This window comes from Vibrio sp. 10N.239.312.C11 (genome assembly GCF_041466065.1).
Classification (GTDB): Bacteria; Pseudomonadota; Gammaproteobacteria; order Enterobacterales; family Vibrionaceae; genus Vibrio; species Vibrio tasmaniensis_A.
In genome coordinates, this window is the sequence record NZ_JBFSRZ010000001.1 from 161,763 (window position 1) to 186,280 (window position 24,518).

A 24,518-nucleotide genomic window follows, 5' to 3' on the forward strand; every position below is an offset into this window, starting at 1 on the left:
GCCGTCAGATTCTTAATCCTGTTATAGGTTTCGATAACCATTATGTTAAAACGATTTGCTTTGATTCTTTCGCTTATCTCTTCACTCACGTTTGCCTGTGGTCTTCACCAAGATACCGGATTTAGTTTAGTGACAGAGCCCGGTTCACTAGAGGTATTTGACAACGTCATCACAGCCAGACAAGACAATGAATTCAACAACCTCAATAAGCCGGATCATTTTCGACTCTTTGCCATCAAGGCTGCGCTTGCGAAACCCCACCCAAGCAAAATTGAGTTCAACTTATTCGAAGCAATTAAAGGTCATTACAGTCAAGTGAAACTTGAGAAGGGCGCCGATGTTTCAGGTAGAGATACTTTGCCTACCGAGGAAGATCTATTACTGATTACGGAACTCGATGTGTTCGATGCGCTAGCAACTGGCACCATCTCTTGGGATCACGCGACACTAAACGGTTTGGTGATCATCAATGGCCCACAAGATAAACGAGAGCAACTTGAAGATTGGCTTAGTGATATTTTTGAAGGGTAGTTGGAATGAATTTAGTGAGAGAACAACGCCATAATCGAACCAGATACGGCTCGATTATGGGTAATTGAAGAGCAGTTAAATTGAAAAACAGTTATGCCGCTTGAGTAGCGATGGTTTTTCGCTGATTTTTAGTCATTAAATGATAAACCACCGGCACAAAGTAAAACGAAATAAGCGTGGTTAATACGGTACCGCCCACAATAGCGACCGCAAAAGGAGGCCAGAAACCGCCACCAGCAATAATCAACGGCATAAAGCCACCAACGGTTGTAATCGTGGTCGAGCTGATATGTCGAGTACACGACATCACCGCCTCAACTACCGCATCCACATTCCCAGAGGAAGCCTCCTTGTCTAGCTTCAGTTCGGTCAGAATCACAATGGCCGCGTTAATTGCTAAGCCCGCAATCCCGAGCATGGCGATGATCACCGTAAAGCCGAACGGATAACCGAAGATCCACACCGACAACAACCCTAGCCCACCAGCCAATCCTGCTACCATGAAGATGATGCTACTCATTCGGAACGAGTTGAATGACATCACCACCACCAGCACCATCAATACCACCACGACTGCGACATTCGAGATGAGACTGTTGACTGAATTGTCTCGTTCAGCAGATTCACCACCAAAACCAATCGTGTAGCCTGATGGCATCTGATAGCTTTCTAGGCGTTTTTGGAATTCATTGAGCACGGTTTGAGGCAATACACCCGCTTCAATATAACCCTCAATGGTATTCACACGTTGCCCATTACGGCGGGTGATTGCACCTCGACTTGTGGTCAGTTCAAGCTCAGCTAAGGTAGACACATTGATACCCGTAGAATAGACATCAGAGCTTATCGGCAAACGAATATTACTCAGGTGAGCCAAGTTTTCACGCGCATCATCCGCGACACGAACACGGATAGGCACCGACTCACTGCCCTCGATCACCGAACCACTTTCACGACCTGTCAGCGTAGTTTGCAACATACCAGCAAACTGATTGAGTGAAATACCGTTGAGTTTCGCGGTGTCTTCATCGACCTTCAACCACACCTTCGGCGTACCCGGTTGCAGCGTTTCCCTTGTGTGCGTGACATGAGGAACACCTGCCAGAATCAATCGCACATCTTCACCAATTGCTTTTAGGGTATCGAGGTTTTCACCGTATACTCGCAGTTCAACGGGCGCGGTAAATGGAGGCCCTTGGTTGAGCTTACGTACCAAGATTTGTGCTTCAGGAACCTCTTCATCCAACACCTTTTGCAACTGTGGAATTAGCGCATTGGCTTGGTCAAAGTTCTCTGTTTTCACCATCGCTTGCGAGAAGTATGGCGCATTGTTTTGCCTTGCTTGCAGGTTGTAATAGAAGGATGGGAAGTTTGCGCCCACTAGCCAATCAATGCGTTCCACTTCAGGGTAACGATGAATGATGTCGTCTATTTTTTCCGAGGTATTTTTCGTCGCATAAATGCTTGCTTGAGGTGGCATGTAAACCTGAATCTCAAACATGTCTCTATCTGATGGCGGGAAGAATTGCTCAGTCAGCTGAGACATACTCCAGTAACCGGTAAACGGTACCAATAACACAAGAGCTATCGTGATGATTGGATGCGTGACACCAAAGCGGACAGAAGACGAGAACCAGCGTGTTAAAGCAGGAATTCTTAAGCCTGTCATGTACCAATGGTGCTGGCCTTTCTTATCAACGTCGCTGAGTTGTTTCGGCAGTAGCTTGGTCGCTAAACCCGCAATTAAGGTATGCGAGATAATGTAAGAGCCGATCAACGAGAAAGAAACGGTAATCGCAATACCACCGACAAATTCACCCGATGCACCCGGCATCAAAATAATCGGGGCAAACGCCAACACGGTGGTTAAGGTTGAACCTAATAGCGGCACCCATAAATGCTTCAATGCGTTCATGGTTGCTTCAGCTCGCTGTTGCCCTTTCAAACGATAAGCTTGAATGGTATCAACCATCACTACCGCGTTATCGACCATGATCCCGAGCGCCACAATTAGGCCTGTCACCGACATTTGGTTAATCGGCACACCGGTCATTTTCATGATCGACAGGGTCAATAATGAGGTTAACGGCAGAGAAATGGCGACTAAGATCGCGGCACGCACGCCTAAAGTGACAAACAGCACAATCAAAATCAAGCCAAAACCGATCATCAAGCTTTTGCCTAAATCGTCTAAGCGGGTTTCGGTATAACCTTGCTGATTAAATAACACCGTCACCTTAACGTTACTTGGTAACTCTTGTTCAAACTTGCCAATCAGAGCATTAGCTCGCGACGTCCAATTATCAACTCGCAGATCAGGATGCATTCTTGCCGCGACAATCACCCCCGGCTCACCATCAATAATCGCAATTTGATCTTGTGGGGTTTTCTCACCACGCTTCACAGAAGCAATGTCTTCCATGCGAATGATGTGACCATTACTGTCGGTAGCGATTGGGACTTGCTTGATACGTTCAATGGAGTCCAGTTCCGACTCAATTTCCAAACCAAAACGGGAATAGGCACTGACCAGTTCACCCGCAGAGTTCTTGGCGTCTGCCCCTTCGAGCGATTCAGCGATATTGGCACTTGAACGCCCTAGAGCAGCGGCATCGGCCGTACGTAAACTGATTTGAATCTCTTCTTGCGGCATCCCGTATTCATCAACAAATTCGGTACCCGACAAGGTTCGTAACCGCTTGGCGAGCTCTTTGGCATAACGGCCCAGCGTTAACCTGTCAGGCTCGCCTGCACCAGACCAAGTTAGAGATGCAATGGTCGTGAAAGCATAGGTATGGTCGCTATCGAGATCGGGAGATTGAGCACCCGCAGGCAAAATGGATTCGATGTCAGATAGCTTGTCGCGAGCTTGGGACCAGACAGGTTCTGGCTCGGTAATGGTGTCGTTAAGTTCTAGCGTGACAATTGATACGCTCGGCCTAGAAGTCGAACTTACCAATTTAACTTCACTCAATTCACGCAGCTTATTCTCGATTACCTCAGTAACCAAGGTTTCAACACGCTCAGCACTGGCGCCGGGGAAACTGGTTGTGATGTTCGCATAACGGTTGATGATTACTGGGTCTTCTGCACGTGGCAAGGTCATGAACGCCGAAATGCCGCTCACCATCAGCAGTGCTGTCATCAAGATAAGCAGTCGAGTGTTGGAAATAGTCTCTATAATTTTCATACTATTACCTATTCAGCAGTAACGCTTGCTGGCTTCACGATTTGGCCGGGAACTAATCGATGTAAGCCACTGGCAATCACCTGTTCACCGTCTTCAATCGCCCCACTTACGTACGCTTGTTGATTGTTAGCAAACAACACCTGAACGCTTCGACGTTCGACCTTGTTGTCTTCACCAATCACAAAGATGTTCCACACACCGCGCAATCCATCAATCAAACCAGTTAATGGCACCCAGTAGCCTTGGTCATCAATCTGCTCATCAAATTTCAAATAGGCAAGTTGCCCTTCTAACACCGACGATTGTTCAGGAAACAAGTAACGCAAACCGACACTACGAGATTGGGTATCCACCATTGCGCCGGGATTCAATAGCTCCACGGCATAATCTGTTCTCCCAACTCGGATGTTAGGCGAAGAAAGTGAGGTGACTTTTTGCATTTGGTGAGCAGGAATACCGATGAAGGCCTCTTTGCCCTCAGAAGCGAGCAGTGTAAGGGTTGGATTACCGACATTCACCACATCTCCGAGCGAGACATAGCGGGTTGCGATAGTGCCAGAATAAGGCGCAAGCACTGTCGATTTCACCAACTTCAATTCGTTGCCTTTTACCGATGCATCGATGCGCAGCAAGTTCGCCTGCAATACGCGTTGCTCACTGGTGAGAGAATCAATCTCCGCTTCGGCACTGAAGCCTTTCGCTTTCAATGAACGTTGACGCTTTAAGTTAGCAGCAACAAGACTCAACTGAGCTTTCACTTCTTCAGCCTGCGCTTTCAGTTGGCTAGACTCGGTTTCCAAAAGTTGAGTATCCAATCGAATCAACGGCTGACCGGTTGTGACTGTGTCACCGACATCCACCAGAATCTCATTGACCTTGCCCGCCAATTCAAAACCCAAATTCGCCTGTTGACCCGCCTTTACCACACCGACATATTCACGTTGTACTGCATACGATGGAGAGCGCTCCAAAGCGACAGTTTCTACTGTTAAGACTGTCGACGCTGCACTATTCGATTCCACTGCAGCATTATCTGCATCGGATGCTATCTCGGCTTGTGTATTTTCACCACACCCGACAAGAAGAGTCGACAACGCCACTGCCACTGCGCTTCCCTTCATCAATTTATACATACGTACTGTTCCTATGCGGTACTCAATTATGTTCTTTTTTTAGACTAACCAAATCAAACTAGACTGTCTAGTTTGATTGTGTTAAAAATAAGTTTCATCGTTAATGATTGATAAAACCATCACAAAAAGCATAATGCTTAGCGTAAAACGAGACACATAGAACTGAGCACCAACAGGCACCAAGCAACGAGACAAACTAGGTAACGAGACAACACTAAGTAACGAGAAGCAAGCACGTGACTAAAATCATCAAGAGTGAACAGAAGAGATCGCAGATCTTAACCGCAGCCAGCCAACTTTTCTCTGAACATGGCTTCAAGATCAATATGGATCAGATAGCCAAAGCAGCGAACGTTTCCAAGCAAACGGTCTACTCTCACTTTAAAAACAAAGACGAACTTTTCGAAACCTGCATGCAAACTAAGTGTGCCGAGCGTGAACTCAGCCCTTCTGCCTTTGATATGGATGCTGCGGTGGGTGATGAGTTGGTGAAATTTGGTGTGAAGTTTCAAGATTTATTACTTGATGAACAATCTAGACAAACCTTTCAAAATGCCATTAGCCAAGCGAATACGCATCCAGAGATCGCCTCTATCTATTTAGAAACTGGGCCTCAGAAAACCACCAAGTTACTTGCTGATTATTTGCAGTCGAAAATAGACTCTGGTGATCTCACACTGTCGACATCAAGCTCGCCAGTCATTGCAGCCAGACAACTGCTGCTTATGTTCCATGGTAAGTCAGCGTATTGGGGATTCTTCGGACACGATAGCGGAGAATCTGAAGAAGAAAGACTTCACTACACTCGCGAATGTGTCGCGCTGTTCTTAAACGGCAATCAGCCTCGTTAATCGTTCGAGACCCATAGTTAATCGTTCAAGATTCAAGGTTCATGTCGCCGTTAGATCGCATTAGAAGCTGACTCAAGAAGTAACTCATAGAAACGTTTAGCAGCAGGGCCTGTCTTGGCTCCTTTTGGTAAAGTCAGGTGCAGCGGAACGTGATACCCACTGCCATTTTCGACATTCAACACAGTGAGCTTGTCGCAACCTCGACTTTCAACAATGTGCTTTGGTAGTCGACAATACCCGACTCCCTGCTCTACCGCGCCAAACGCATGGTCGAAATTATCCACCGTAATACGCTGACTCGACTTCAACCAACCCACATCCTGTTTGTTGCCTTGGCTTTTAGTGCCTTGATTAGATCGTGTACCTAAATCTCGCACCACAATTTGCGGCAAAGACGACAGTTGATTCAACGACACCGAAACGGCACTTACTAACGGATGTGAGCTAGCAACTACTGGCTCCATCAGCGTAAAACCAAAGGCTTCGGCTGAGTAATTAGTAATAGGCAAGTTGATGATAGCCACATCAGCCAGTTCTTGAGTCACCATTTCCGTTGTTTTAGACAGGGATGTTTCAATCACTTGTATCGATGTGGTGTTGTTCTCCGTCAAAAATGCAGCCATCGGTTGATAAAGGCGTTCAAGGCAGCACAAGTGATCAACAGCAACCACAATTTCAGACTCAACACCTTTCGCTAGCTGTTCACTGATCAACTCTAGCTCGCGAGCTTGTTCCAACATACTGCTTGCACGGCGCAACAGTGATTTCCCATCCTCCGACAAGACCGCCCTACGACCTTCAACCTGCACTAAAGTCACGCCTAATTGGTCCTCCAATTTTCTCAGCGCATAGATCAGCGTGGTGTGACTCTTGTTCAATTGCAGTGCCGCTGCCTGAATACTGCCTGCGCGGTCAATCTCGTAAAGGGTTTGTCATTGGTCGAGGGTGGTTTTCAATCTCATCGGTCTAAAATCCTGACAGTTAATAACTACATTATGAACTTTTCTGTCTGTTTTTTACAGGTAATATCTATTTCAACAGGCAATAAAGCCTCCTATGTTTTGCGAAATGACCATCAGTCTCAGCGCAATACCAAGTAACTGTTTGGAGAAATAACCATGAAATTATTACAAGTCGATTTTGAATTTAGCGGCCCATTTGGTGAAGAGATGTCAAACGCACTCGTTGACCTAGCAAAGTCTATTAACAACGAACCGGGTATGATCTGGAAAATCTGGACAGAAAACGAAGCTGAAAGACTGGGCGGTGGTGTCTATCTTTTTGAAGACCAACTCAGTGCAGAGGCTTACCTAGCGATGCATAGCGCTCGCTTAAAAGAGATGGGTGTTGAAGAAGTGCGTGGTGTGATTTTTGACGTCAATCAGCCATTAACTACCATTAATAAAGGCCCAATCAACGGTTAATCAAACTTGTTCATTCGCTGAATGACGACAAAGATACTGAATAGCTAAGTAATAAATAGAGAGAGATATACGTAATGAACAACAAAACTTTTCTTAGCCTACACGGCATTATTTACGCAGGGTTTGCCATCGCACTGTTTTTTATCCCAACGGTAATGTGGCCCATGTACGGCGTAGAGATCAATGATAAGTACGCGTACTTTCTCTCTCAACACACCAGTATCTTTCTGGGTGGTATCGCAGCGATAAGCTGGTTGCTTAGAGACATTGAACCCGGCGTATCAGCTAAAAAGCTCATCCAAGGTTTGGTGGTTACGAATATGCTTGGCGCCATCATCACACTGTATGCAGCGTTTACAGGAATCTTTGTTGGCTTTGGCTGGAGCGATCCAGCATTCTTCATTTCACTATCGGTACTCAGTGTTTTGCAGGCTCGTCGACAACGTTACTTACTTACTTAACGAGCTAGCAAACACAAAGAACAAAGCCAAACCAAAAAAGGCACCGGTGAATTGCTCATCGGTGCCTTTCTTTAATTACATGTCACAGCTCTCAAGAGCCAAGCGTTAGAACTCTTCTCAAGAACTAGGCTTATTGTCATGCTCCACAAAAATCAGCTCATCGGTATTGAAGCCACGCTCTTTCGACATCGCTTTGAACTTCTCCATCACTTCTGGCGCAACCTCTGGTGTTCTTGAAAGCAGCCATAAGTAATCGGTGTCTGGGCCAGAAACAAACGCGTATTGGTAATTCTCTTTGTCCAACTCGAATACCACATAAGCGCCATAGAAAGGGCCAAAGAAAGACACTTTCAAATAGCCTTGTTCAGAACCTTCAACAAAATACGCTTTGCCTTCCGCTTCGTTCCATTCACCTTCTTCAGCCGAATAGCCACGGTTAATCACCTTCACGCCGCCATCATCACGCAAGCTGTACTCAGCGCTAATGTTGTCTAAGCCACGCTCAAACGAGTGATCCAAACGAGCCACTTCGTACCATTTGCCCAAGTATCTATCCAATTCAAACTGTTGAACGGGCTTTACTGTTTCAGGCATGCCCACGCAACCACCCAATAGAATCACACTAAGCAGCAATAATATTTTTTTCATCCTAACCTCGGCTTGTTTTTATTAGTAATGCGAGTAAGCCTTGTGAAAACATAAACTTACATCCTTGGTAATACGTTAAATCCATTTTTAAAGTTCACCTAACTGTAATTTATTCAGAATCTTATGTGAATTGTTTAGTCTGCGAATGAATCAATGGTGTTTCATTGATGTTCGATATTGAGTCGGAGTCACCGCAAAATATACGGCAAGTTAACTTAATCAGGAGAGCAACTATGGACACTTTATTATTAAAAATCCGCGATATGATTCTTACCACTCGCTTTCTATACTTACTAAACAGTGGAACATGGAATAAATAACAATGAACAATAAGCTCACTTTGCCACGCACTGCATGGATTGCATTATTCGCTAGCCTAGTCTCTGTGCCATCGGCTTTTTCTCAAAGCCTAACCGCAGACCAGATCTTTACCAATGCCGACATATATGGGCATCGCGAGTCAGACTCGATCGTTACCCATAAAGGCAAGATCATCTTCATCGGTGACCACGCTCAGGCGCAATCTTTTCAAGGTCAGAGTACCGATGTCATCGACTTGGAGAGTGCCTTTGTTTTGCCGGGGTTCATTGATAATCATAACCATGTGTTTGAAGCCGCCTCAGAGCTGGGTGGCAATTGCGAACTAGACTCTGAAGCCACATTAGAAGAGCAAATCCCTTACTTAGAAGCGTGTAAAATCAATGCCGAAACCAATGGTCGAGGCTGGCTGATGGGTTATGGCTTTTCTCTTGAGTCGACACTCGACAGCGACTCTGAATACACACCACTTGAGATCATCGACAGTATCTTCCCTGATCGCCCCGTGGTGCTTATGGAGCAAACCTCTCACTCTATGTGGGTCAACTCAAAAGCCTTAAAAATAGCCAAAATAAGCCAACAATCTCCTGATCCACAAGGTGGCGCTTATTTAAAAGACCAAGACAGCGGCAAGCTCAATGGCATCTTATTAGATAACGCTGGCGACCAAATTATGGAGATGGCGTGGAACAGCCAAAGCGAGCTCTTTGAACAAAGCTACCAAGGGTTAATGTTCGGTCTTGAAGAAGCCGCTGCGCACGGCATTACCACCATCGGTGACGGCCGGATGTACTGGAAACGAGGCTGGTATGACGTTTGGCTAGAGGCCGAGCAAAATCAAGACTTAACGGCGCGCGTGTCGCTGCGCCCTTGGGTATACCCATCGATGGCAATACCTTCTCAATTAGAAGTCTTTGAGAAGATGTATTCCGACGATAAAAGCCGTCTGTTACTTGTCGATCAGGTGAAAATGTACAGCGATGGCATCTTCATCAATGGCACCGCCAAAACGCTCGCACCCTACTTAGATACTTATCTGCCCCAGTCTCCTAATGGCTTGAACTATATTCCACCAGAACAAATGAAAGAGTGGCTAACTGCGCTCGAAAAAATAGGTTTTAGCGCCCACATTCATGCCATTGGTGATGGTGCCGTTCGTGAATCACTAGATGCGATTGAAAGCGTGCGTAAACAAGGTTCGCAAAAGCCTTATACCCTAACTCATATAGAGTTAATCAATGATGAAGACGTTCCCCGCTTCAAGCAACTCAATGTCTCGGCGGACTTCCAAGCTGGTTCCGATTACGTAGCCAAACATCAACACCAATGGGCAGAAGCCTTCCTTGGTGCTCGCCGCGCCAAAGCCATGATGAACTTAGACGCGATACTTAAAACCGACGCCAATATCACCTTGAGCAGTGACTGGAACGTACACGACATCAACCCTCTAGTTGGCATTGCAAATAGCTTAATCATGGGCAAAACAGGCCTAACTGATATCTACACAGCTATCGACGCTTACACGCTCAATGCAGCAAAGAGCCTTGGTATCGAAGACATCACGGGGTCTATTGAGGTTGGGAAATCAGCGGACTTCGCGATTCTCAACAAAGACATCACTACAGTATCGGCAAGACAAATAGCCAAGACTCAGGTGTTGATGACAGTGTTAAGAGGGGATGTGGTTTTCGAAGACGCTGCTTTCAAAGACATAAATTAGCAAACCAACGTTCGACACAAAGCCGTTTGCTACCAGTTAATTTGCTATCCGTTAGCTCACTTCCAATTGATTCACTAAAAAGTATCAGGGGAAATATAAGATTAAGCTTGCTCAGCGAGCTTGGTATTTCCCTTTATTTTTACAACATAAGTCGTCGCGAAAATCAGTAGAGAAAAAAGCCCACATAAGTAGATGGGATACTGAGGGTTCAAGGTTGAAGTAAACGCAAGTAATGAAGCGACGCCATAGCCTAGAGTATGAGACATAGCGATGTACCCTGCGGCTGCGCCCGGTGTACCACTTTGCTTTTCAGTGGCAAACAACGTGTAAGCAGGAACAAGCAACGCTGCGCCAATCGCTGTCAGTACCACCGCCACAGCTAACGCCCACATACTGGGAATCAAGAACACTCCAAAGCCGACAAGCAAACCCAATGCCCCCCAACGGTACATAACAAACGGTTTCAGCTTTTCTTTTTTGATAACCAAGAGTTGAGTAGCAAAAGTACAGGCAGCACTGATAGTCAAAAGAATCCCGATCGTGTCACTTATTTGATCGGTAGGCCAACGGGTGATCGAATAGATAAGTGGAGAAAAACTGTATTGCAACAACGCGACTGCGGCACACAACAACAACCCGCAAGATAAAAAAGGCAGTAATGTTTTATTCGGTAACCAAGGTGCTTGCCCTATTCCTTCTGCCTTCCGAGTTTCTTCTTTAGGGGTTGGTAACAACATCGTGACAAGTAAAGCAACACACGGCAAAAAGATCATCACGATCAGGGGAGCAAAAGGCGATAACTTTAACGCTAAAATGGAGACCAAAGGCCCAATTAATCGACCAACACTTAGACCAAGACTCACCGAAGTAATAGCCTGTAAACGGTTTCTCTCACCACACAACAATATCGCCCAATGTTGACTCGCGGGCACCATTCCAGACACCGTACAGCCATAAATTATTCGCGCCACCACCAGTCCGATCAAACAAAACACTAGCGCCTTTTCTTGGTCACTATTCATCGCAAAAAAACACAAAAAAGCAAAGCTGACGGCCATGCCTACCAATGCCTGAATGACGACTTGTTTAGGTCCATATTTGTCGCTCTGCCTTCCCCAAAAAGGCGCAGACGGCAGAAATAATATGCTTCCTATTGCGATAAGAATCGACCACGTAGGCAAGCTGAATGCAGACTGTTCCACAAGAAAAGGCAGGGAAACGAGTAAGCCGTTTTGCCCAATTCCCATAAGAGCCGAAGCAAGACCAATAGCCAATAGTTGAAATTTTTTATTTTGTATCACAGACATAATATCGAAGGCGCTAGATAAGGTTGGTAGGTTCGTAGTGGGCACGAGCATATTACAATGATAAATAGATTGATTTAGCGAATAATTATCATTTTGATTTCACTGTGTTACATTAGCGGCTAGCAGCCCATAACTCAACTTCATATTGCATTATGTACACACTTACCAATGCCTCGTTCGAAATCGACGGTAAGAAAATCCTTTCGCCAACGACTTTGACCTTTGAACCAAAGAAGATCACCACCTTGCTTGGTCATAATGGATGTGGCAAATCGACACTCATTAAACTGTTAAGTCGACAAAATACGCCAACAGAAGGTGACGTTTTCTTCAATGAGCAACCACTCGCCTCATACAGTAACCTTGAATTTGCACACCAAGTCGCCTACCTGCCGCAGCACCCACCGATTACTGATGGCGTGACCGTTCGTGAACTGGTTTGCTTTGGCCGTTATCCATGGAAAGGCGCATTTGGACGTTACAGCAAAGATGATTATGCCATCGTAGACGAAGCGATTGAGAAAGTTGGCCTTAATGCCTTTTCTGACCGATTTGTCGCAACACTTTCCGGCGGAGAAAGACAAAGAGCTTGGGTCGCCATGCTACTTGCTCAGCAAAGCCAATGTATTTTGCTTGATGAACCAACCTCAGCACTCGATGTCGCGCACCAGCATGAATTGCTCGCTTTGATCAGAGAGCTTAATCAGTCACTCGGCTTAACCGTGATCATGGTGCTTCATGATGTCAACATGGCCGCCAAATTCAGTGACCATTTGATTGCGCTTCATTCTGGAAAAGTGATTGCTTCCGGTTCGCCTAAAGATTTGATGACGCCAGAAACACTAATGCAAATCTACGGAATGGAGCTTGCGCTCTTTAAACACCCTGAGACAGGGCAACCTATCAGCTACATCCCTTAAATCAAAAGGAACCTGTTGTGAAAAAGTTCATCACCATGCTGTTCACAGTATTAGCTTTCAACGCCCTTGCTCTAGAGAGCGTTCACGCACTAGAAATCAAACATGAAATGGGCAGTGTCTCTTTCGATGCTACACCTAAAAAAGTGGTGGCTTTAGATTGGGCACTCACCGAAACCGTATTAAGCCTAGGCGTTGAGTTGCAAGGTGTGGCAGACGCACAAGGTTATCAGCAATGGGTGGTAAAACCTGCGTTAAATGCAGACGTGACAGATGTGGGATCTCGAAGAGAACCAAACCTAGAGCTACTAACAGAACTCAAACCTGACGTCATTTTAATCAGTGAGCATATGGCGGCGGCCTACCACCAGCTCAATAAAATCGCACCTGTCTTGGTTTACAGTGTCTACAGCAAAAAGAAACAACCTCTTGAATCCGCAACTTCGGTTACCCTCTCTTTAGGCAAGCTATTTAACAAAGCACAACGCGCCCAACAAGTGATTGATGAGACAAACAAGAGATTAAGCGATAACGGTGAAAAAATACGTGCCGCAGGCAACTCAGACAAACCACTGATTTTTGCACGCTTTATCAACGACAAAACCTTACGCATTCATAGCCAAGGTTCATTAGCGCAAGCCACCATAAGCAGCATGGGTCTTAAAAACGACTGGCAAGAGCAGACAAACCTCTGGGGTTTTACCACTACAGGTACTGAAAGGCTCGCTGAACACCAACAGACGAATGTGATGATCTTTGGCCCGCTAACGGAAGAAGAGCATAAGAAACTGACTCAATCCCCTCTTTGGCAAGCGATGGCGTTTACGCGTACAGACTCCGTTTACGAACTTCCTACCATCTGGACCTTCGGTGGGCTAATCGCCGCTCAAAGGTTTAGTGACCACATTACCGAACTGCTTATCCAAAAATAATGGCTACCGCAAAGATCGAAAAAACCGTCACCGGGCGATTCAATATCAAGGCAGCGGCACTACCTGTCGCTGCTGTTTTGTTGATCAGCTCGCTACTGCAAATTACCGCTCCTTACTCGAAAGGGGTTGGCTTGATTTGGGATACGCTGTTTCACTTTGATTCTTCAAATTATCAGCATCTGATTACTCACCTCACCTATTTACCTAGGCTTACCGTCGCTCTCATTTGTGGTTTTGCACTGGCAGTCGCTGGGTGTGTGATGCAATTTGTACTGCGTAACCCCATTGCCTCACCTACCACATTGGGTGTTGCTGCGGGCGCAGAACTCGGCATGGTATTAGGGATCCTTTTAATTCCTGCTAACCTAGCTATCCCAGGGTTTATTCCCGCTTTCATTGGGGGCTGCCTTGCAACAGGCTTAGTTTTTACCTTAAGTTCTGCACGAGGCTTTTCACCATTACACATGGTGTTAGCCGGTATGGTGGTCAGCCTATTTTTAGGCTCACTCAACACCATGTTGCTCATGCTGCATGAACAACGGCTTACCAGTATTTTTGTTTGGGGTGCAGGTGTACTGAATCAGAATGATTGGTCGAGCGTGCAGGTTCTCATACCTTTAGTCTCGATCCCGACGCTGTTATTACTGGTTTTACAGCGTCCATTATCAGCGCTGCAATTTGGCGATAATGTCGCCACTTCGCTTGGTGTAAACATCAAACAAATCAAATTGCTTTGCTTATCGTTGGCGATCTTTATTACTGCAGCCGTAGTCAGTGAAGTAGGCTTAATCGGATTCGTTGGCATTGTGGCTCCTGCTATCGCTAGGCTTATCGGTGTAAGAGCACTCGCGAAACAGATTCTGGTCAGCGGGTTGGTAGGCAGCTTCATTCTATTGATTGTGGATTTAGTGATTCAGCCCTTCTCTGGCTTCGGTGGCGAACTTCTCCCTACCGGCGCAATGACGGCGCTACTGGGTGCTCCTTTCTTATTGTGGTTACTGCAACGTACCAAGCTGCAGTCCGATCTCAAAAACCGCAGTGAAACCATTGAGCACTACAAATTCGTCAGTACGCGTAAAGTACTTGCCGCGATGTCAGTACTATTGATGGCAATGTGTGTTCTTGCCCTTACAGTAGGTAAAAACCAGTTCGGCTGGAATCTTGAACTCAACCCATCGCTATTCGATCTACGTCTACCGCGTGTATTAGTCGCGCTATTGGCAGGGATCGGGCTTGCGTTTGCAGGCACGATTATTCAACGCATCTCAAACAACCCAATGGCGAGCCCCGAAGTATTGGGGATCAGCTCAGGGGCTGCTCTGGCGTTAGTGCTCGGCACACTATTTGGCACAGCAGTCGGCCGAGAAGAGCAAATGCTGCTTGGTACACTCGGCGCAACTTCAGTGACTGCCGTGGTTTGGCTGATGGGAAGAAAACACAATTTTGCCCCAACGCAAACCTTGTTAACTGGCATCGCGCTAAGTGCGGGGCTCGACGCTCTATTGCGCATCACAATGAGCTCGGGTAATGAGAATGCAACCGCGCTCCTCACTTGGCTTTCAGGCTCGACTTATTTAGTCGTTAATCAAGATGTCATTTTGCTCGCCGTTGGGGTTACCATCATCAGTGCAGTGGCGCTGTCTTTGAATCGCTGGATAGAGCTGATTAACTTAGGCGACGTCACCACAAGCAGCCTAGGTATGAACACAACCGCTGTTCGATTGGCTTTGCTTTTGCTAGTCGCGGCACTAACAACTCTGTGCACCATCGTCATTGGGCCATTAAGTTTCATTGGATTATTGGCGCCGCACATGGCGCGTTCGCTTCACCAATATCGCGCGATTCCTCAAATGCTCACTGCAGCATTATTAGGCGCTATCATCATGGTTGCTGCCGACTGGATTGGTCGTACGCTATGGTTCCCTTGGCAGTTCCCTGCAGGTCTATTAGCCTCTCTGATTGGTGGCGGCTACTTCCTCTATCTAATGAGAAAATAAGCACACACGAGAAGTCACTTTCTCCGCTTAAAGCCCCGTTTGAAGCCTCCATTTGAAGTCGAGACTTTAAGCGGACTCTCTTCTTACCCACTCATCAACGCACTTACCAACAAAGCTATCACTAACCGATCAATTCCCTATGAACCGCTAAATTACCAACCAACCTATCCATTGCAACAGGTTAATTAACATTGTCTTTTGGTTACAAAAACACAATTTATGGTATTTAAGCCTTTTTGTGTTTACCATGGAATCAAGATTAAACACATACTCTGAGCGTCATGGACATAACGACAATTACAAAGCTCCAACAAAATTTGTTATTCAAGGTCATCGCGAGGCTAAAAGCCGACAACGCGAAAGCGGGAAGCAGCCTAAATGAATCATCTTTGGCGCAGCAATTCGAAGTATCAAGAAGCCCTATTCGAGCGGTGCTAAAACACTTGTCAGCGCAAGGCATCACTAAAGTCGTCCCTTATAAAGGGTCTGTATTACAAACCGATGCGGCAGATATCGAAATTTCAGGCCAAGACAACGACCAACAACCTCGCCAAGAACAATTATACCTGCGCGTACTCATGGATTTATTTTTTAGTGAGTTAGGTCAGTCGTTTTCCGAGAAAGACCTGCAACAACGTTATGATGCCAACCGTGGTGAGATGCAAAGCGTACTGCGCCTATTAGAAAACGATGGTATTTTTCGTCGCAGTCCAGGATACAAATGGCAGCTTGATGGTGTGTTGAACACCCTAGAAAGACACACCGAAAGTTATCGCTGTCGACTCATTTTCGAGCCTGCAGGCCTACTCGAACCAACATGGACACTTGATAACAGTGCAATTGAAAGCTGCCGAGATCGCCATGCTCAAGCGATTAACGCCCCAGAATCAGTCAACGCCAGTCAACTCTTTAGCCTCAGTGCTGAGTTTCACGAGCAACTTGCCGCATGTTCAGGAAATCGCTTCTTATTGAGCACCATGCAACAACATAATCGCCTACGCAAAGCGACCGATCTCGTCTCGATGCACATTCAATCTTCGGTCACTAAATCGTGCCAGCGTCGCCTAGAGATCATCGAATTGGTGCTAGAAGGTGACAACCAAACGGCCTCGACAAAATTAGCTCAGCTACTGGAAAATGACATTCGAGTCATGAAACGCACCTACAACGACGTAATGACGGTCTCTATGGAGCAGCGAGAAAGTTTAATCAACAGCGTCATTGCAAAAAACAGTTAACTACGTGAGCAGTCAAATCATGGCTGCCCTTATCGTGTCCTTCTACCATCGAAAATGCCATTCTGACTTCATGAACACACGAGGCCTGTTTACCTTTCGTTGTTAAATTTTGTTCAAAAGATCAACAGGCCCTAATACCTGCACTTTCACACCTTCTTAATTATATGGTTCACACACGCATAAACACTTGCGGAACAAGGCACTGGCTCTGTTCCGCCCGAGTGACTCCCCCCCCGGCAAACAAGTGTTTCCAAATCTATAAAATAAAATTGCATTTTCATATTGTATTTTCGCAACAAAAACACAATAATAATGATTCTTATTTAGAATTGATAAACTTAACGATAATACTTCGTACTTTAACTATTGAAGTAGTAACCGCTTAGGTGGCGTGAATGCGAACGTATACAAGCTTGAAAGATATCGAGATGAGTATGTTTGGGGCCATAAGTAAGTGACCACTGTTAACCTCTTTTCTAATTTAGGAGGCTTCATTTATTACTAACCAGTAAAGATGAACGCTTGTTTACTTATAAAAAACAAAGTCATCGCACAAATATGAGTCTTTGTGCAGCCTTTTATTGATCAAGATTGAGAACAAAATGAAAACCGAAAAAGGAAGTTTCAAGCTTTCCACCGTTACGCTAGCGATTGTCGCAGCAAGCACAGTGTTTACAGCCCAAGCACAAGAATACACAACCGAAGAGAACATGGTGGTTGTCGCAAGCCGAACGCCTAAAGCGATCAGCGATATTCCGGGAACAGTTTGGTACATCGACGCAGATAAAATCGAACAGGAATACCGTGGCGGTAAATCATTAGGTGAAATTCTATCGGCGAGCATTCCCTCTTTAGATGTAAGCAGCGGCGCTCGTACTAACTATGGTCAGAATCTACGTGGCCGTAAGATGCTCGTTATGATCGATGGCGTATCACTGCAATCCTCTCGCCAAATCAGCCGCCACTTAGATTCAATCGACCCATTTAACATTGATCGCATCGAAGTGTTATCGGGTGCAACATCTATCTACGGTGCCGGTGCTTCTGGTGGTGTCATCAACATCATCACCAAAAAAGCACAAGGTGAAGAGTTAGAATTCGAATCTTATGTCGGTGGCTCATCGGGCTTTAATTCAGGTGAAGATTTCGATTACAAAGTCGGTCAATCTATCTCTGGCGGTAACGACAAAGTTCAAGCTCGCTCTTCCGTGGTTTACACCGAGACACAAGGTGTATTCGATGCTGATGGTGATATTGTTACTCCTGACATTTCACAAGGCTCACTGCAGTTCAACAAGACGGTAGATTTCCTGACAACTGTCGGCGTGAACCTGTCTGAGACCAAAAAGCTCAACTTCCTAGCACAATATTACGATAGCCAGCAAAACTCTCCTTACGGTCTATACATCACCGGACGCGATTTTGTTGACGTACGTAAAGGGTTTTACTCGGATCGCGAACACGGAACTGAGCGCATCATGCTGAGTGCCTCTTACGTCGATGATCAATTCCTTGGGCATCAATTTATTGCTGAAGCTTCATACCGTAAAGAAGACCAAACTTACACGCCTTACTTCCAATCTTCTGGTCAACAAATTACCGATGTTATTTCATTAAAAACAGCACTGGCTAAGAGCTTCAATAAGTTCAATATTGTTTATGGTATCGATGCGTATCAAGATCAGCTTGATAGCAATCAAGCACTTTACGATCGCACCATTGCGAACAATTCAGGCAACTTAGTCAACAAGACCTATGCACAAGTGGGTCGCTATGCCGGTGTTAAAGTCAGCTCTATCGCAGGCTTTATACAATCTGACTATGCGATCACCGATGATTGGACGGTGGAAGGTGGATTCCGTTACCAATACATCTCTAACAAGATTGATGATTTTGTCGGCTACAGCCAGCAGAAGAAAATTGCTGCCGGTAAAGGGAAAACGGCAGACGCAGTACCAGGTGGTGAAACTGATTACGGTGTTGGCTTATTTAACCTAGGTACGATCTACCACCTTAATAACGAGTCTCAAGTTTGGGCAAACTTCTCACAGGGCTTCGACCTTGCAGACCCAGCTAAATACTACGGACAAGGTAGCTACAAGCTCGTTGGCGATCACTGGAAACTCAACGACAGCATCAACGTTAATGACTCAAAAATGTCTGGTATTAAAACCAACAGTTTCGAGTTAGGTTACCGCCTCGATACTGGCGAGCTAAGCTTACAAACCGCGGCTTACTACTCACAATCTGACAAATCAGTGAAGTACAACAGAAAGACATTCCTGATTGAAAACATCAATGACAAAAAGCGAGTGTACGGGCTAGAGGCGATGGCTTCTTACTGGGTACATGACAACATTCAACTGGGCGCTTCTGGTCACTACGTCACCTCTGAAGTGAAAGGTAACGACGGTTGGAAAGATGTATCTGCAGGAAGTGCAAGTACTTCTAAAGCAAGTGCTTGGGCAGGTTGGTATGACACAGACCTATCTGTAAAAGTACAAAGCCAAACTATGTTTGATTACGAAGACGACAAAAACAAACTTGATGGCTACACCGTGTTTGATCTAGTGAGTACCTATCAGCTTCCTGTCGGTAGTCTAGGTTTTGGTATTCAAAACTTACTGAACAAAGACTACACCACAGTTTGGGGTCAACGAGCTCAGATCCTTTACTCGTCTCATTACGACTCAGCAGCGTATGACTACAAAGGCCGCGGCCGTACTTACACTCTGAACTACCAAGTTAAGTACTAATTAATCGGTCAACATAAGCTGAATTAGTCGCTTACTCTAAAGTGTGGGATGGCTAAAAGACAAAAAGGGTTGGCAAACATGCCAACCCTTTTCAATTGAGAGTTCATTCCGAACTCCCCTATGTTTAATTCTACTCATGCTTAAGCTGTCTTTTCTTTCAAGTTTGATTCTTGTTTATCATCAAGCGCAAAGTAGATCTTCGATACAATTACTTCAGCAATGAGAATCGTAAATACCACGGCGAAGAACGCCACTACACCATTCCAAGGGCCTGTAAAGCTCACCTTCTCGCCGAACAATAAGTTAATCGCCTCTAGCATCACGAACTTTGAACCCACCAAGATGATGTAAGTAGTGATGGCTCGATAAACCTTAGGCGCAGTACCCGGTTTACTTTTGAAGTGCTCGGCAATCTTGTGCTCTAAGCCAATAGAGAGTTTCAACAATAACTGCAGTAATAACGCCGCTATCAAAGAAATAGTGAAAGACTCAATGTTGACGAAGTCCCAGTACTCATCGAAAAAGTTAAGTACCACTAAGTCCACCAGCACAGCTAACGTGTAACCTACGAATAGACGTTGTGGTGTGTTGAACCCGTAAACTTTGTCTGATTTAGTCATTCTGTCTCTCTCTAATTTGATAAGTCGCCTTGATTTGAAATACATCTTATCGCTCGAAAAGGAGCAAAACTTACCATTTTGTGACACCACCAATAATCATTATTCAAATTAATGATTCGACAGAAATCCCCCTTCCTTCTCTTATAGCAATAGCAAAAACACACCCAATTCATCACTGTCACCAAATGGCCATTCTTCAAATGCTGCCCCCATATGATGACTCCATCAGCGACACACACTCATTTCCAAAAGGTGCAGACTAAGAAAAAGCTAATCACTAACGTGAACGTATTTAACGGTGTTGATAACAACTTAATCGAGAGCGTATCAGTCCTCATCGAGGATAACTTGATCACCCAGATTAGAGAAATTAACTTCCATTCTACGAGTTAGTTTCCGTTTTTCGAGTTAATTCCCACTCTATGAATCAATTTACATTCACGTATTACCCACCCAAATAACAACCACACAAGAAACAAAATGGAATATCAACCTGTAAAAATTAAAAATAAACAACCTCTAATTACTTCGTAAAAAACACAGAGTAAAGGGAATTATTTCAGCATGGAAAACTCTAACTAAATGTTAAGTGATAGTTTATCTGAAGGTGCTATTTTAATATAACCTTGTCAACCCCACGCCCTTAAATTGCACATAAGACAATTTATAAAAGTAAATACTATTAATAATTTTTTGTAATCAGGAATTAACAATGAGACTGTTGTTGTACTCGACATGTGGTGTTCTGAGTTTTCTAGGCATATTTGGACTAGCTGCGTTGTATATTGTTTATTAATTTGTAATCTACTTTTACAATTAATATTTAAATGATAGAAAGCCCTAATCAATAGGGCTTTTTATCCATCAAAGATAATAATTAAGTTATCGTAAATTTATTCTATTTACTTTTCTCTTCTAGCTTAGCCTTTACTATTGGATATAGTTTTTCGTATGGCAAGTAGCCGGGGAGCAATGTTCCATCAATTAGCATCGCTGGTGTACCCCGAACACCCAGCCTCGTAAATAAGTTATAGTTTTCAGCAACTTCAATCGCCATTTCACTGTCTGAAGAAACATAGTCGGTGGCTTTGTTCTTCTTCGCTACTTTCATTATCGAACGAACGTTGTGAATACCAGGCTTACTGATCAACATCTCTTCAACTGCTTTGTATTTTTCTTTGTCATTGTTCCAGACATTGAGTCCAAAAGTTGCTGAGTTCAATGGCGAATCTCTCTCCTTTAGAGGGATATAAATATTTATCACCTTGATGTCATTAGGGAACTCATCCGCTATTTTTCGAAGAACAGGGTCTAATTTTTTACACCACGGGCAACTAAAATCAGTCATATTTACGATCGTCAGTTTTGGATGTTCGGAACCATACCAAGGGTGATGTGGGTTGTTATAAATAAAGTCATGACTCTCAACTAACGTTTTATCAAAGCTACTTTGTTGATCTATGTAAGCAGCTAGACTGTCGTGAACTGAATCGATAATACCTTCGTTCGTTTCTAGCATTTGCGTTATCTCGGCAATTTTTTCTTGTTTTGTCATTGCGAAAGTGACGGGTGAGAAAGCCAGAGTAACCAATAGTGTGATGATGCTTTTTGTAATGAATTTCATATTTCTCCCATTAATACTTAGCTAACCAAAGTCGGGCTGCGATACCTATTGGCGTAGTAATTCCTGAAGTAACACTTGTTACTTTTCCATCATTAATAACAATGAGTGTTGGCGTTAAGGAGATTCCCCAATCGCGTGCAATTTTACCTTGAGTGTCATTAATGTTGTCGTAGCTATACCCTTTAGCATTCATATAGCGTTGAACTCTTTCATCTTTACCCGAAGTCAGTGATACACCAACGACGGGATAGCTCGATGAAAACCAATCAACCACTGGCGTCACAAATTTGCAGGCGACGCACCATGTCGTCCAAAAATAAACTAATACCGGCTCTTTCTTACTCATCTCTATTACATCTATCGGTTTACCGGATAACGACATCCCAACCATTGGCGGAACGTTCTGCATTGGAACGTCTTTTGTACGCCAATAATCAACACCAAAGACCACGACCAATGCGAACAAGGTATACAGTAATGCCGATCTCAACTTCTGCTTTTTGGACTGAGGTTTTGCCTTAGCTTTTTTTCTCATCATTCGTCACCACCTTTTGCTTTCTCAATGGCTTCCATCACCGCATCACTGGTTAAGATGACAGGAAGATCAATACCTTCCGGAGCGTTAGGGCCATAAACCATGTTGAACGGAACACCGAAACGGTTGTGATCTTGTAGGTATGACGTGACACTATCACTTGGGACTGTCCAATCGCCCTCCATCGGCACTACATCACCTTCAGTCAATACGCTGTAAACAGGATCTTGTAAGAGAACCCCGATCTTGTTTGCTTTACAAGTCACGCACCAATCAGCGGTAACATCAACGAAAACTACTTTGTCGTTAGCAACATGATCATCAATGGCTACGGTCGACAAAGCTTCCCACTCAGGTTCTGGTGGCAGAATTTTGGATGTTGCCTTCTCGACAAATAACGAGGCAGAGATAACACTCAACAGCAGCAAGGCAACAGCACCCGCAGTCTTGATTCCATGCACTTGAACCAACCTGACAAGCAATAGGCAAACACTGACCGCCAGTATTGCGTATAGCCACAATTGAGGGACATGAGGTCGAAGCAAGCTAAAGAGCCAAACGCTAGTGATTAGCATCATTCCGCCGAACAGGTATTTAACACGGTTCATCCATGCTCCTGGTTTAGGCAGCGCCAAAGCTATCGATGGGAATGCAGCAACGATGATCCATGGAAGTGCCATACCAACGGCAAGTGCGGTGAAAATACCAAACATCGTCGGGATAGTCGTGGCAAGAGCAAATGCAACGGCTGTCCCAAGAAATGGAGCAGAACATGGCGTAGCCAATAGCGTTGCGAACATGCCTTGAGTAAAGTGTCCGACGTAACTACTGTCTCCCTTGGTTGCCATCCACGTACTTGTATTCGATGAAAGACGGATCTCGAAAAGCCCTAACATGTTGGCGCTGAAAAGGGCTGTGACGATAAACATCCCACCGATAAACCAACCATTTTGGAACTGAATTCCCCAACCGATAACGCTGCCTGATATTTTTAACACAGCCAAGAAAGTGGCGATTAACCAGAAGGATGCGAGGATGCCACTCGCAGATGCAAGGAATTGGAACCTAACCTGTTTTCTTGCCATGCCTTGAGCAGAAATAACCCCACTCAGTTTCATTCCAAGTACAGGGAATACACAGGGCATGATATTGAGAATCAACCCTCCTAATAGCGCCAAAAGCACCATACTTATCATAGAGCTATTACCCACTATGCCGTTGGTAACGGTGGCTGGGTATTCTGTGATGAAGTCTTTGTCTTTGATGCTGACACGAATGTGTTGGTTGTTGAGATCGGGTGTGCCCATCCAGCTGCTTACGTCATAAGTCGCAATGGCTTGGTTACCTTCAATTTCAATGTGAGGAATACCAAATTCAGCATCTTGCATTTCATCTGAATCACCATCCACGATTATATCGGGTGCAGTCCAACCAATTTGATGTGTAGCAATAACTTGAAGTTGCGACTTGTGAGCATCCCAAATCGTAGATGTGCCCTCTACAAGCGGTGAGTCTTTCGGCACTTCGCTCATTGCTTTTGCGTAGACAAGCATCGCGTCGTTATTCACGGTCATCTCACTTGGGTTAAACACCAAGTTGATGTCAAAATCCGTGAGAATACATATGGTGGTGCATGAAGACATCGTCAGCACTGCATGGAGCTCAACAGGTTTGTTCATATCATCAATATGAAGATTCATCGGAAAGATGATGTTGTGCTTGTAGCCCAGCGTATCTATGCCGAGCAAGTTGAAGCGTTGAGGAAACTTCCAAAACCATTGCAGTTGCGAAACGTTCTTAGAGTCGGCCCATTTAATTTTGGGCGCAATGCCTCCTTCGCCAGGACTTCTCCAGTAAGTTTTCCATTCATCAGAAAGGTTCACTTCCAGATAACCCGCCGCGGTTTTATCTTCTTTATTAATTTGTCCTGTCATGACAAAACGCGTTTCTACATACGGATGTAACTTGTCTTGCATCCAACCCGTTGTAACAGGAGTCATCGATTCGCTCGCACTTGCGTTCACATGAATGTTGAACACAGCGCAACGAATAGCCAAAGCACAACAAAGCGCAATGACATTTTGCTTTTAGGCATGTCTAATTTTTCCTTAAAAAATGAATAATATGAGTGTAAGTTAAACGCTCTTATTCTCATTCTTTAAAGACACAGACCTTGAGATGGATGCGCCTACCTTTGTGGAGGATTGGCTCAGTGAAGGGAGGGAAATACGGGACAGTACTTAGCAGCCACAATACGACGACAACGAGTATGAAGTACGTGAATATTGCTTGATCATTGACTTGGTGGTGATCAAA

Annotated in this window: 19 protein-coding genes; 10 read left to right on the forward strand and 9 right to left on the reverse strand. The window is 44.9% G+C overall.

What is annotated here, in order from left to right; all coding sequences use genetic code 11:
• The first annotated feature begins 42 nt into the window (after window positions 1-42).
• A complete protein-coding gene (locus AB6D07_RS00730; RefSeq protein WP_017104125.1) occupies window positions 43-531 on the forward strand; it encodes a hypothetical protein in 489 nt (162 codons plus the stop codon).
• Between the two features lie 91 nt (window positions 532-622).
• Here the strand turns inward: AB6D07_RS00730 and AB6D07_RS00735 are convergent, their stop codons facing one another.
• Window positions 623-3,721 (reverse strand): efflux RND transporter permease subunit, encoded by a 3,099-nt coding sequence (locus AB6D07_RS00735; protein WP_017104126.1) that lies wholly within the window; start codon window positions 3,719-3,721, stop codon window positions 623-625.
• An 8-nt stretch (window positions 3,722-3,729) separates the two neighbouring features.
• Window positions 3,730-4,854 (reverse strand): efflux RND transporter periplasmic adaptor subunit, encoded by a 1,125-nt coding sequence (locus AB6D07_RS00740; protein WP_017104127.1) that lies wholly within the window; start codon window positions 4,852-4,854, stop codon window positions 3,730-3,732.
• A gap of 236 nt (window positions 4,855-5,090) precedes the next feature.
• On the opposite strand from AB6D07_RS00740, the gene AB6D07_RS00745 reads away from it, so the two are divergent.
• Entirely contained in the window at window positions 5,091-5,705 is a 615-nt protein-coding gene (locus AB6D07_RS00745; RefSeq protein ID WP_017104128.1) for a TetR/AcrR family transcriptional regulator, read from the forward strand.
• 50 nt (window positions 5,706-5,755) lie between these two features.
• Here the strand turns inward: AB6D07_RS00745 and AB6D07_RS00750 are convergent, their stop codons facing one another.
• Complete coding sequence (locus tag AB6D07_RS00750; RefSeq protein ID WP_241810811.1) at window positions 5,756-6,622, reverse strand: LysR family transcriptional regulator; 867 nt, start codon at window positions 6,620-6,622, stop codon at window positions 5,756-5,758.
• 201 nt (window positions 6,623-6,823) lie between these two features.
• Between AB6D07_RS00750 and AB6D07_RS00755 the strand changes: the two genes are divergently transcribed.
• The gene (locus tag AB6D07_RS00755) at window positions 6,824-7,129 is read left to right on the forward strand and encodes a monooxygenase (RefSeq protein ID WP_012604433.1); all 306 of its coding nucleotides are present in this window, start codon (window positions 6,824-6,826) and stop codon (window positions 7,127-7,129) included.
• A 74-nt stretch (window positions 7,130-7,203) separates the two neighbouring features.
• Window positions 7,204-7,590 carry a hypothetical protein gene (locus AB6D07_RS00760; protein ID WP_017104129.1) on the forward strand — a complete coding sequence of 129 codons (387 nt, stop codon included), beginning with the start codon at window positions 7,204-7,206 and terminating at the stop codon, window positions 7,588-7,590.
• A 117-nt stretch (window positions 7,591-7,707) separates the two neighbouring features.
• On the opposite strand, the gene AB6D07_RS00765 is transcribed toward AB6D07_RS00760, so the two are convergent.
• Window positions 7,708-8,238, reverse strand: a complete 531-nt coding sequence (locus AB6D07_RS00765; RefSeq protein ID WP_017104130.1) for a lipocalin family protein — start codon at window positions 8,236-8,238, stop codon at window positions 7,708-7,710.
• 322 nt (window positions 8,239-8,560) lie between these two features.
• On the opposite strand from AB6D07_RS00765, the gene AB6D07_RS00770 reads away from it, so the two are divergent.
• A complete protein-coding gene (locus AB6D07_RS00770; protein ID WP_017104131.1) occupies window positions 8,561-10,276 on the forward strand; it encodes an amidohydrolase in 1,716 nt (571 codons plus the stop codon).
• 101 nt (window positions 10,277-10,377) lie between these two features.
• Here the strand turns inward: AB6D07_RS00770 and AB6D07_RS00775 are convergent, their stop codons facing one another.
• Window positions 10,378-11,634, reverse strand: a complete 1,257-nt coding sequence (locus AB6D07_RS00775; RefSeq protein WP_017104132.1) for an MFS transporter — start codon at window positions 11,632-11,634, stop codon at window positions 10,378-10,380.
• A gap of 101 nt (window positions 11,635-11,735) precedes the next feature.
• On the opposite strand from AB6D07_RS00775, the gene AB6D07_RS00780 reads away from it, so the two are divergent.
• The 5 genes from AB6D07_RS00780 (at window position 11,736) to AB6D07_RS00800 (ending at window position 19,423) form a co-directional block, all read left to right on the forward strand.
• Window positions 11,736-12,503 carry an ABC transporter ATP-binding protein gene (locus AB6D07_RS00780; protein ID WP_017104133.1) on the forward strand — a complete coding sequence of 256 codons (768 nt, stop codon included), beginning with the start codon at window positions 11,736-11,738 and terminating at the stop codon, window positions 12,501-12,503.
• A gap of 17 nt (window positions 12,504-12,520) precedes the next feature.
• A complete protein-coding gene (locus AB6D07_RS00785) occupies window positions 12,521-13,432 on the forward strand; it encodes an iron-siderophore ABC transporter substrate-binding protein (protein ID WP_017096909.1) in 912 nt (303 codons plus the stop codon).
• Window positions 13,432-15,429, forward strand: a complete 1,998-nt coding sequence (gene fhuB, locus AB6D07_RS00790) for a Fe(3+)-hydroxamate ABC transporter permease FhuB (protein ID WP_017104134.1) — start codon at window positions 13,432-13,434, stop codon at window positions 15,427-15,429. The genes AB6D07_RS00785 and fhuB overlap by 1 nt, the downstream gene beginning before the upstream one ends.
• Window positions 15,430-15,710: 281 nt before the next feature.
• Window positions 15,711-16,667, forward strand: a complete 957-nt coding sequence (locus tag AB6D07_RS00795; protein ID WP_017104135.1) for a GntR family transcriptional regulator — start codon at window positions 15,711-15,713, stop codon at window positions 16,665-16,667.
• A gap of 602 nt (window positions 16,668-17,269) precedes the next feature.
• Window positions 17,270-19,423: a TonB-dependent receptor gene (locus AB6D07_RS00800; protein ID WP_017104136.1), complete on the forward strand. Its 2,154-nt coding sequence runs from the start codon at window positions 17,270-17,272 to the stop codon at window positions 19,421-19,423.
• 140 nt (window positions 19,424-19,563) lie between these two features.
• On the opposite strand, the gene AB6D07_RS00805 is transcribed toward AB6D07_RS00800, so the two are convergent.
• The 4 genes from AB6D07_RS00805 to AB6D07_RS00820 form a co-directional block, all read right to left on the reverse strand.
• Complete coding sequence (locus AB6D07_RS00805) at window positions 19,564-20,043, reverse strand: hypothetical protein (RefSeq protein ID WP_012604442.1); 480 nt, start codon at window positions 20,041-20,043, stop codon at window positions 19,564-19,566.
• Window positions 20,044-20,941: 898 nt separating this feature from the next.
• The gene (locus AB6D07_RS00810; protein WP_372091222.1) at window positions 20,942-21,667 is read right to left on the reverse strand and encodes a DsbA family protein; all 726 of its coding nucleotides are present in this window, start codon (window positions 21,665-21,667) and stop codon (window positions 20,942-20,944) included.
• A gap of 10 nt (window positions 21,668-21,677) precedes the next feature.
• Window positions 21,678-22,205: a protein disulfide oxidoreductase gene (locus AB6D07_RS00815; RefSeq protein WP_009847199.1), complete on the reverse strand. Its 528-nt coding sequence runs from the start codon at window positions 22,203-22,205 to the stop codon at window positions 21,678-21,680.
• Window positions 22,202-24,202, reverse strand: a complete 2,001-nt coding sequence (locus AB6D07_RS00820) for a protein-disulfide reductase DsbD (RefSeq protein ID WP_139137524.1) — start codon at window positions 24,200-24,202, stop codon at window positions 22,202-22,204. Before AB6D07_RS00820 ends, AB6D07_RS00815 begins: the two co-directional genes overlap by 4 nt.
• Window positions 24,203-24,518: the final 316 nt, after the last annotated feature.

Excerpts from the sequence above, each read along its gene's own strand:
- AB6D07_RS00730 (WP_017104125.1), top strand. The coding sequence starts at position 43 with ATGTTAAAACGATTTGCTTTGATTCTTTCGCTTATCTCTTCACTCACG.
- AB6D07_RS00735 (WP_017104126.1), bottom strand. The coding sequence starts at position 3,721 with ATGAAAATTATAGAGACTATTTCCAACACTCGACTGCTTATCTTGATG.
- AB6D07_RS00740 (WP_017104127.1), bottom strand. The coding sequence starts at position 4,854 with ATGTATAAATTGATGAAGGGAAGCGCAGTGGCAGTGGCGTTGTCGACT.
- AB6D07_RS00755 (WP_012604433.1), top strand. The coding sequence starts at position 6,824 with ATGAAATTATTACAAGTCGATTTTGAATTTAGCGGCCCATTTGGTGAA.
- AB6D07_RS00760 (WP_017104129.1), top strand. The coding sequence starts at position 7,204 with ATGAACAACAAAACTTTTCTTAGCCTACACGGCATTATTTACGCAGGG.
- AB6D07_RS00765 (WP_017104130.1), bottom strand. The coding sequence starts at position 8,238 with ATGAAAAAAATATTATTGCTGCTTAGTGTGATTCTATTGGGTGGTTGC.
- AB6D07_RS00770 (WP_017104131.1), top strand. The coding sequence starts at position 8,561 with ATGAACAATAAGCTCACTTTGCCACGCACTGCATGGATTGCATTATTC.
- AB6D07_RS00775 (WP_017104132.1), bottom strand. The coding sequence starts at position 11,634 with ATGCTCGTGCCCACTACGAACCTACCAACCTTATCTAGCGCCTTCGAT.
- AB6D07_RS00780 (WP_017104133.1), top strand. The coding sequence starts at position 11,736 with ATGTACACACTTACCAATGCCTCGTTCGAAATCGACGGTAAGAAAATC.
- fhuB (WP_017104134.1), top strand. The coding sequence starts at position 13,432 with ATGGCTACCGCAAAGATCGAAAAAACCGTCACCGGGCGATTCAATATC.
- AB6D07_RS00795 (WP_017104135.1), top strand. The coding sequence starts at position 15,711 with ATGGACATAACGACAATTACAAAGCTCCAACAAAATTTGTTATTCAAG.
- AB6D07_RS00800 (WP_017104136.1), top strand. The coding sequence starts at position 17,270 with ATGAAAACCGAAAAAGGAAGTTTCAAGCTTTCCACCGTTACGCTAGCG.
- AB6D07_RS00805 (WP_012604442.1), bottom strand. The coding sequence starts at position 20,043 with ATGACTAAATCAGACAAAGTTTACGGGTTCAACACACCACAACGTCTA.
- AB6D07_RS00810 (WP_372091222.1), bottom strand. The coding sequence starts at position 21,667 with ATGAAATTCATTACAAAAAGCATCATCACACTATTGGTTACTCTGGCT.
- AB6D07_RS00815 (WP_009847199.1), bottom strand. The coding sequence starts at position 22,205 with ATGATGAGAAAAAAAGCTAAGGCAAAACCTCAGTCCAAAAAGCAGAAG.
- AB6D07_RS00820 (WP_139137524.1), bottom strand. The coding sequence starts at position 24,202 with ATGACTCCTGTTACAACGGGTTGGATGCAAGACAAGTTACATCCGTAT.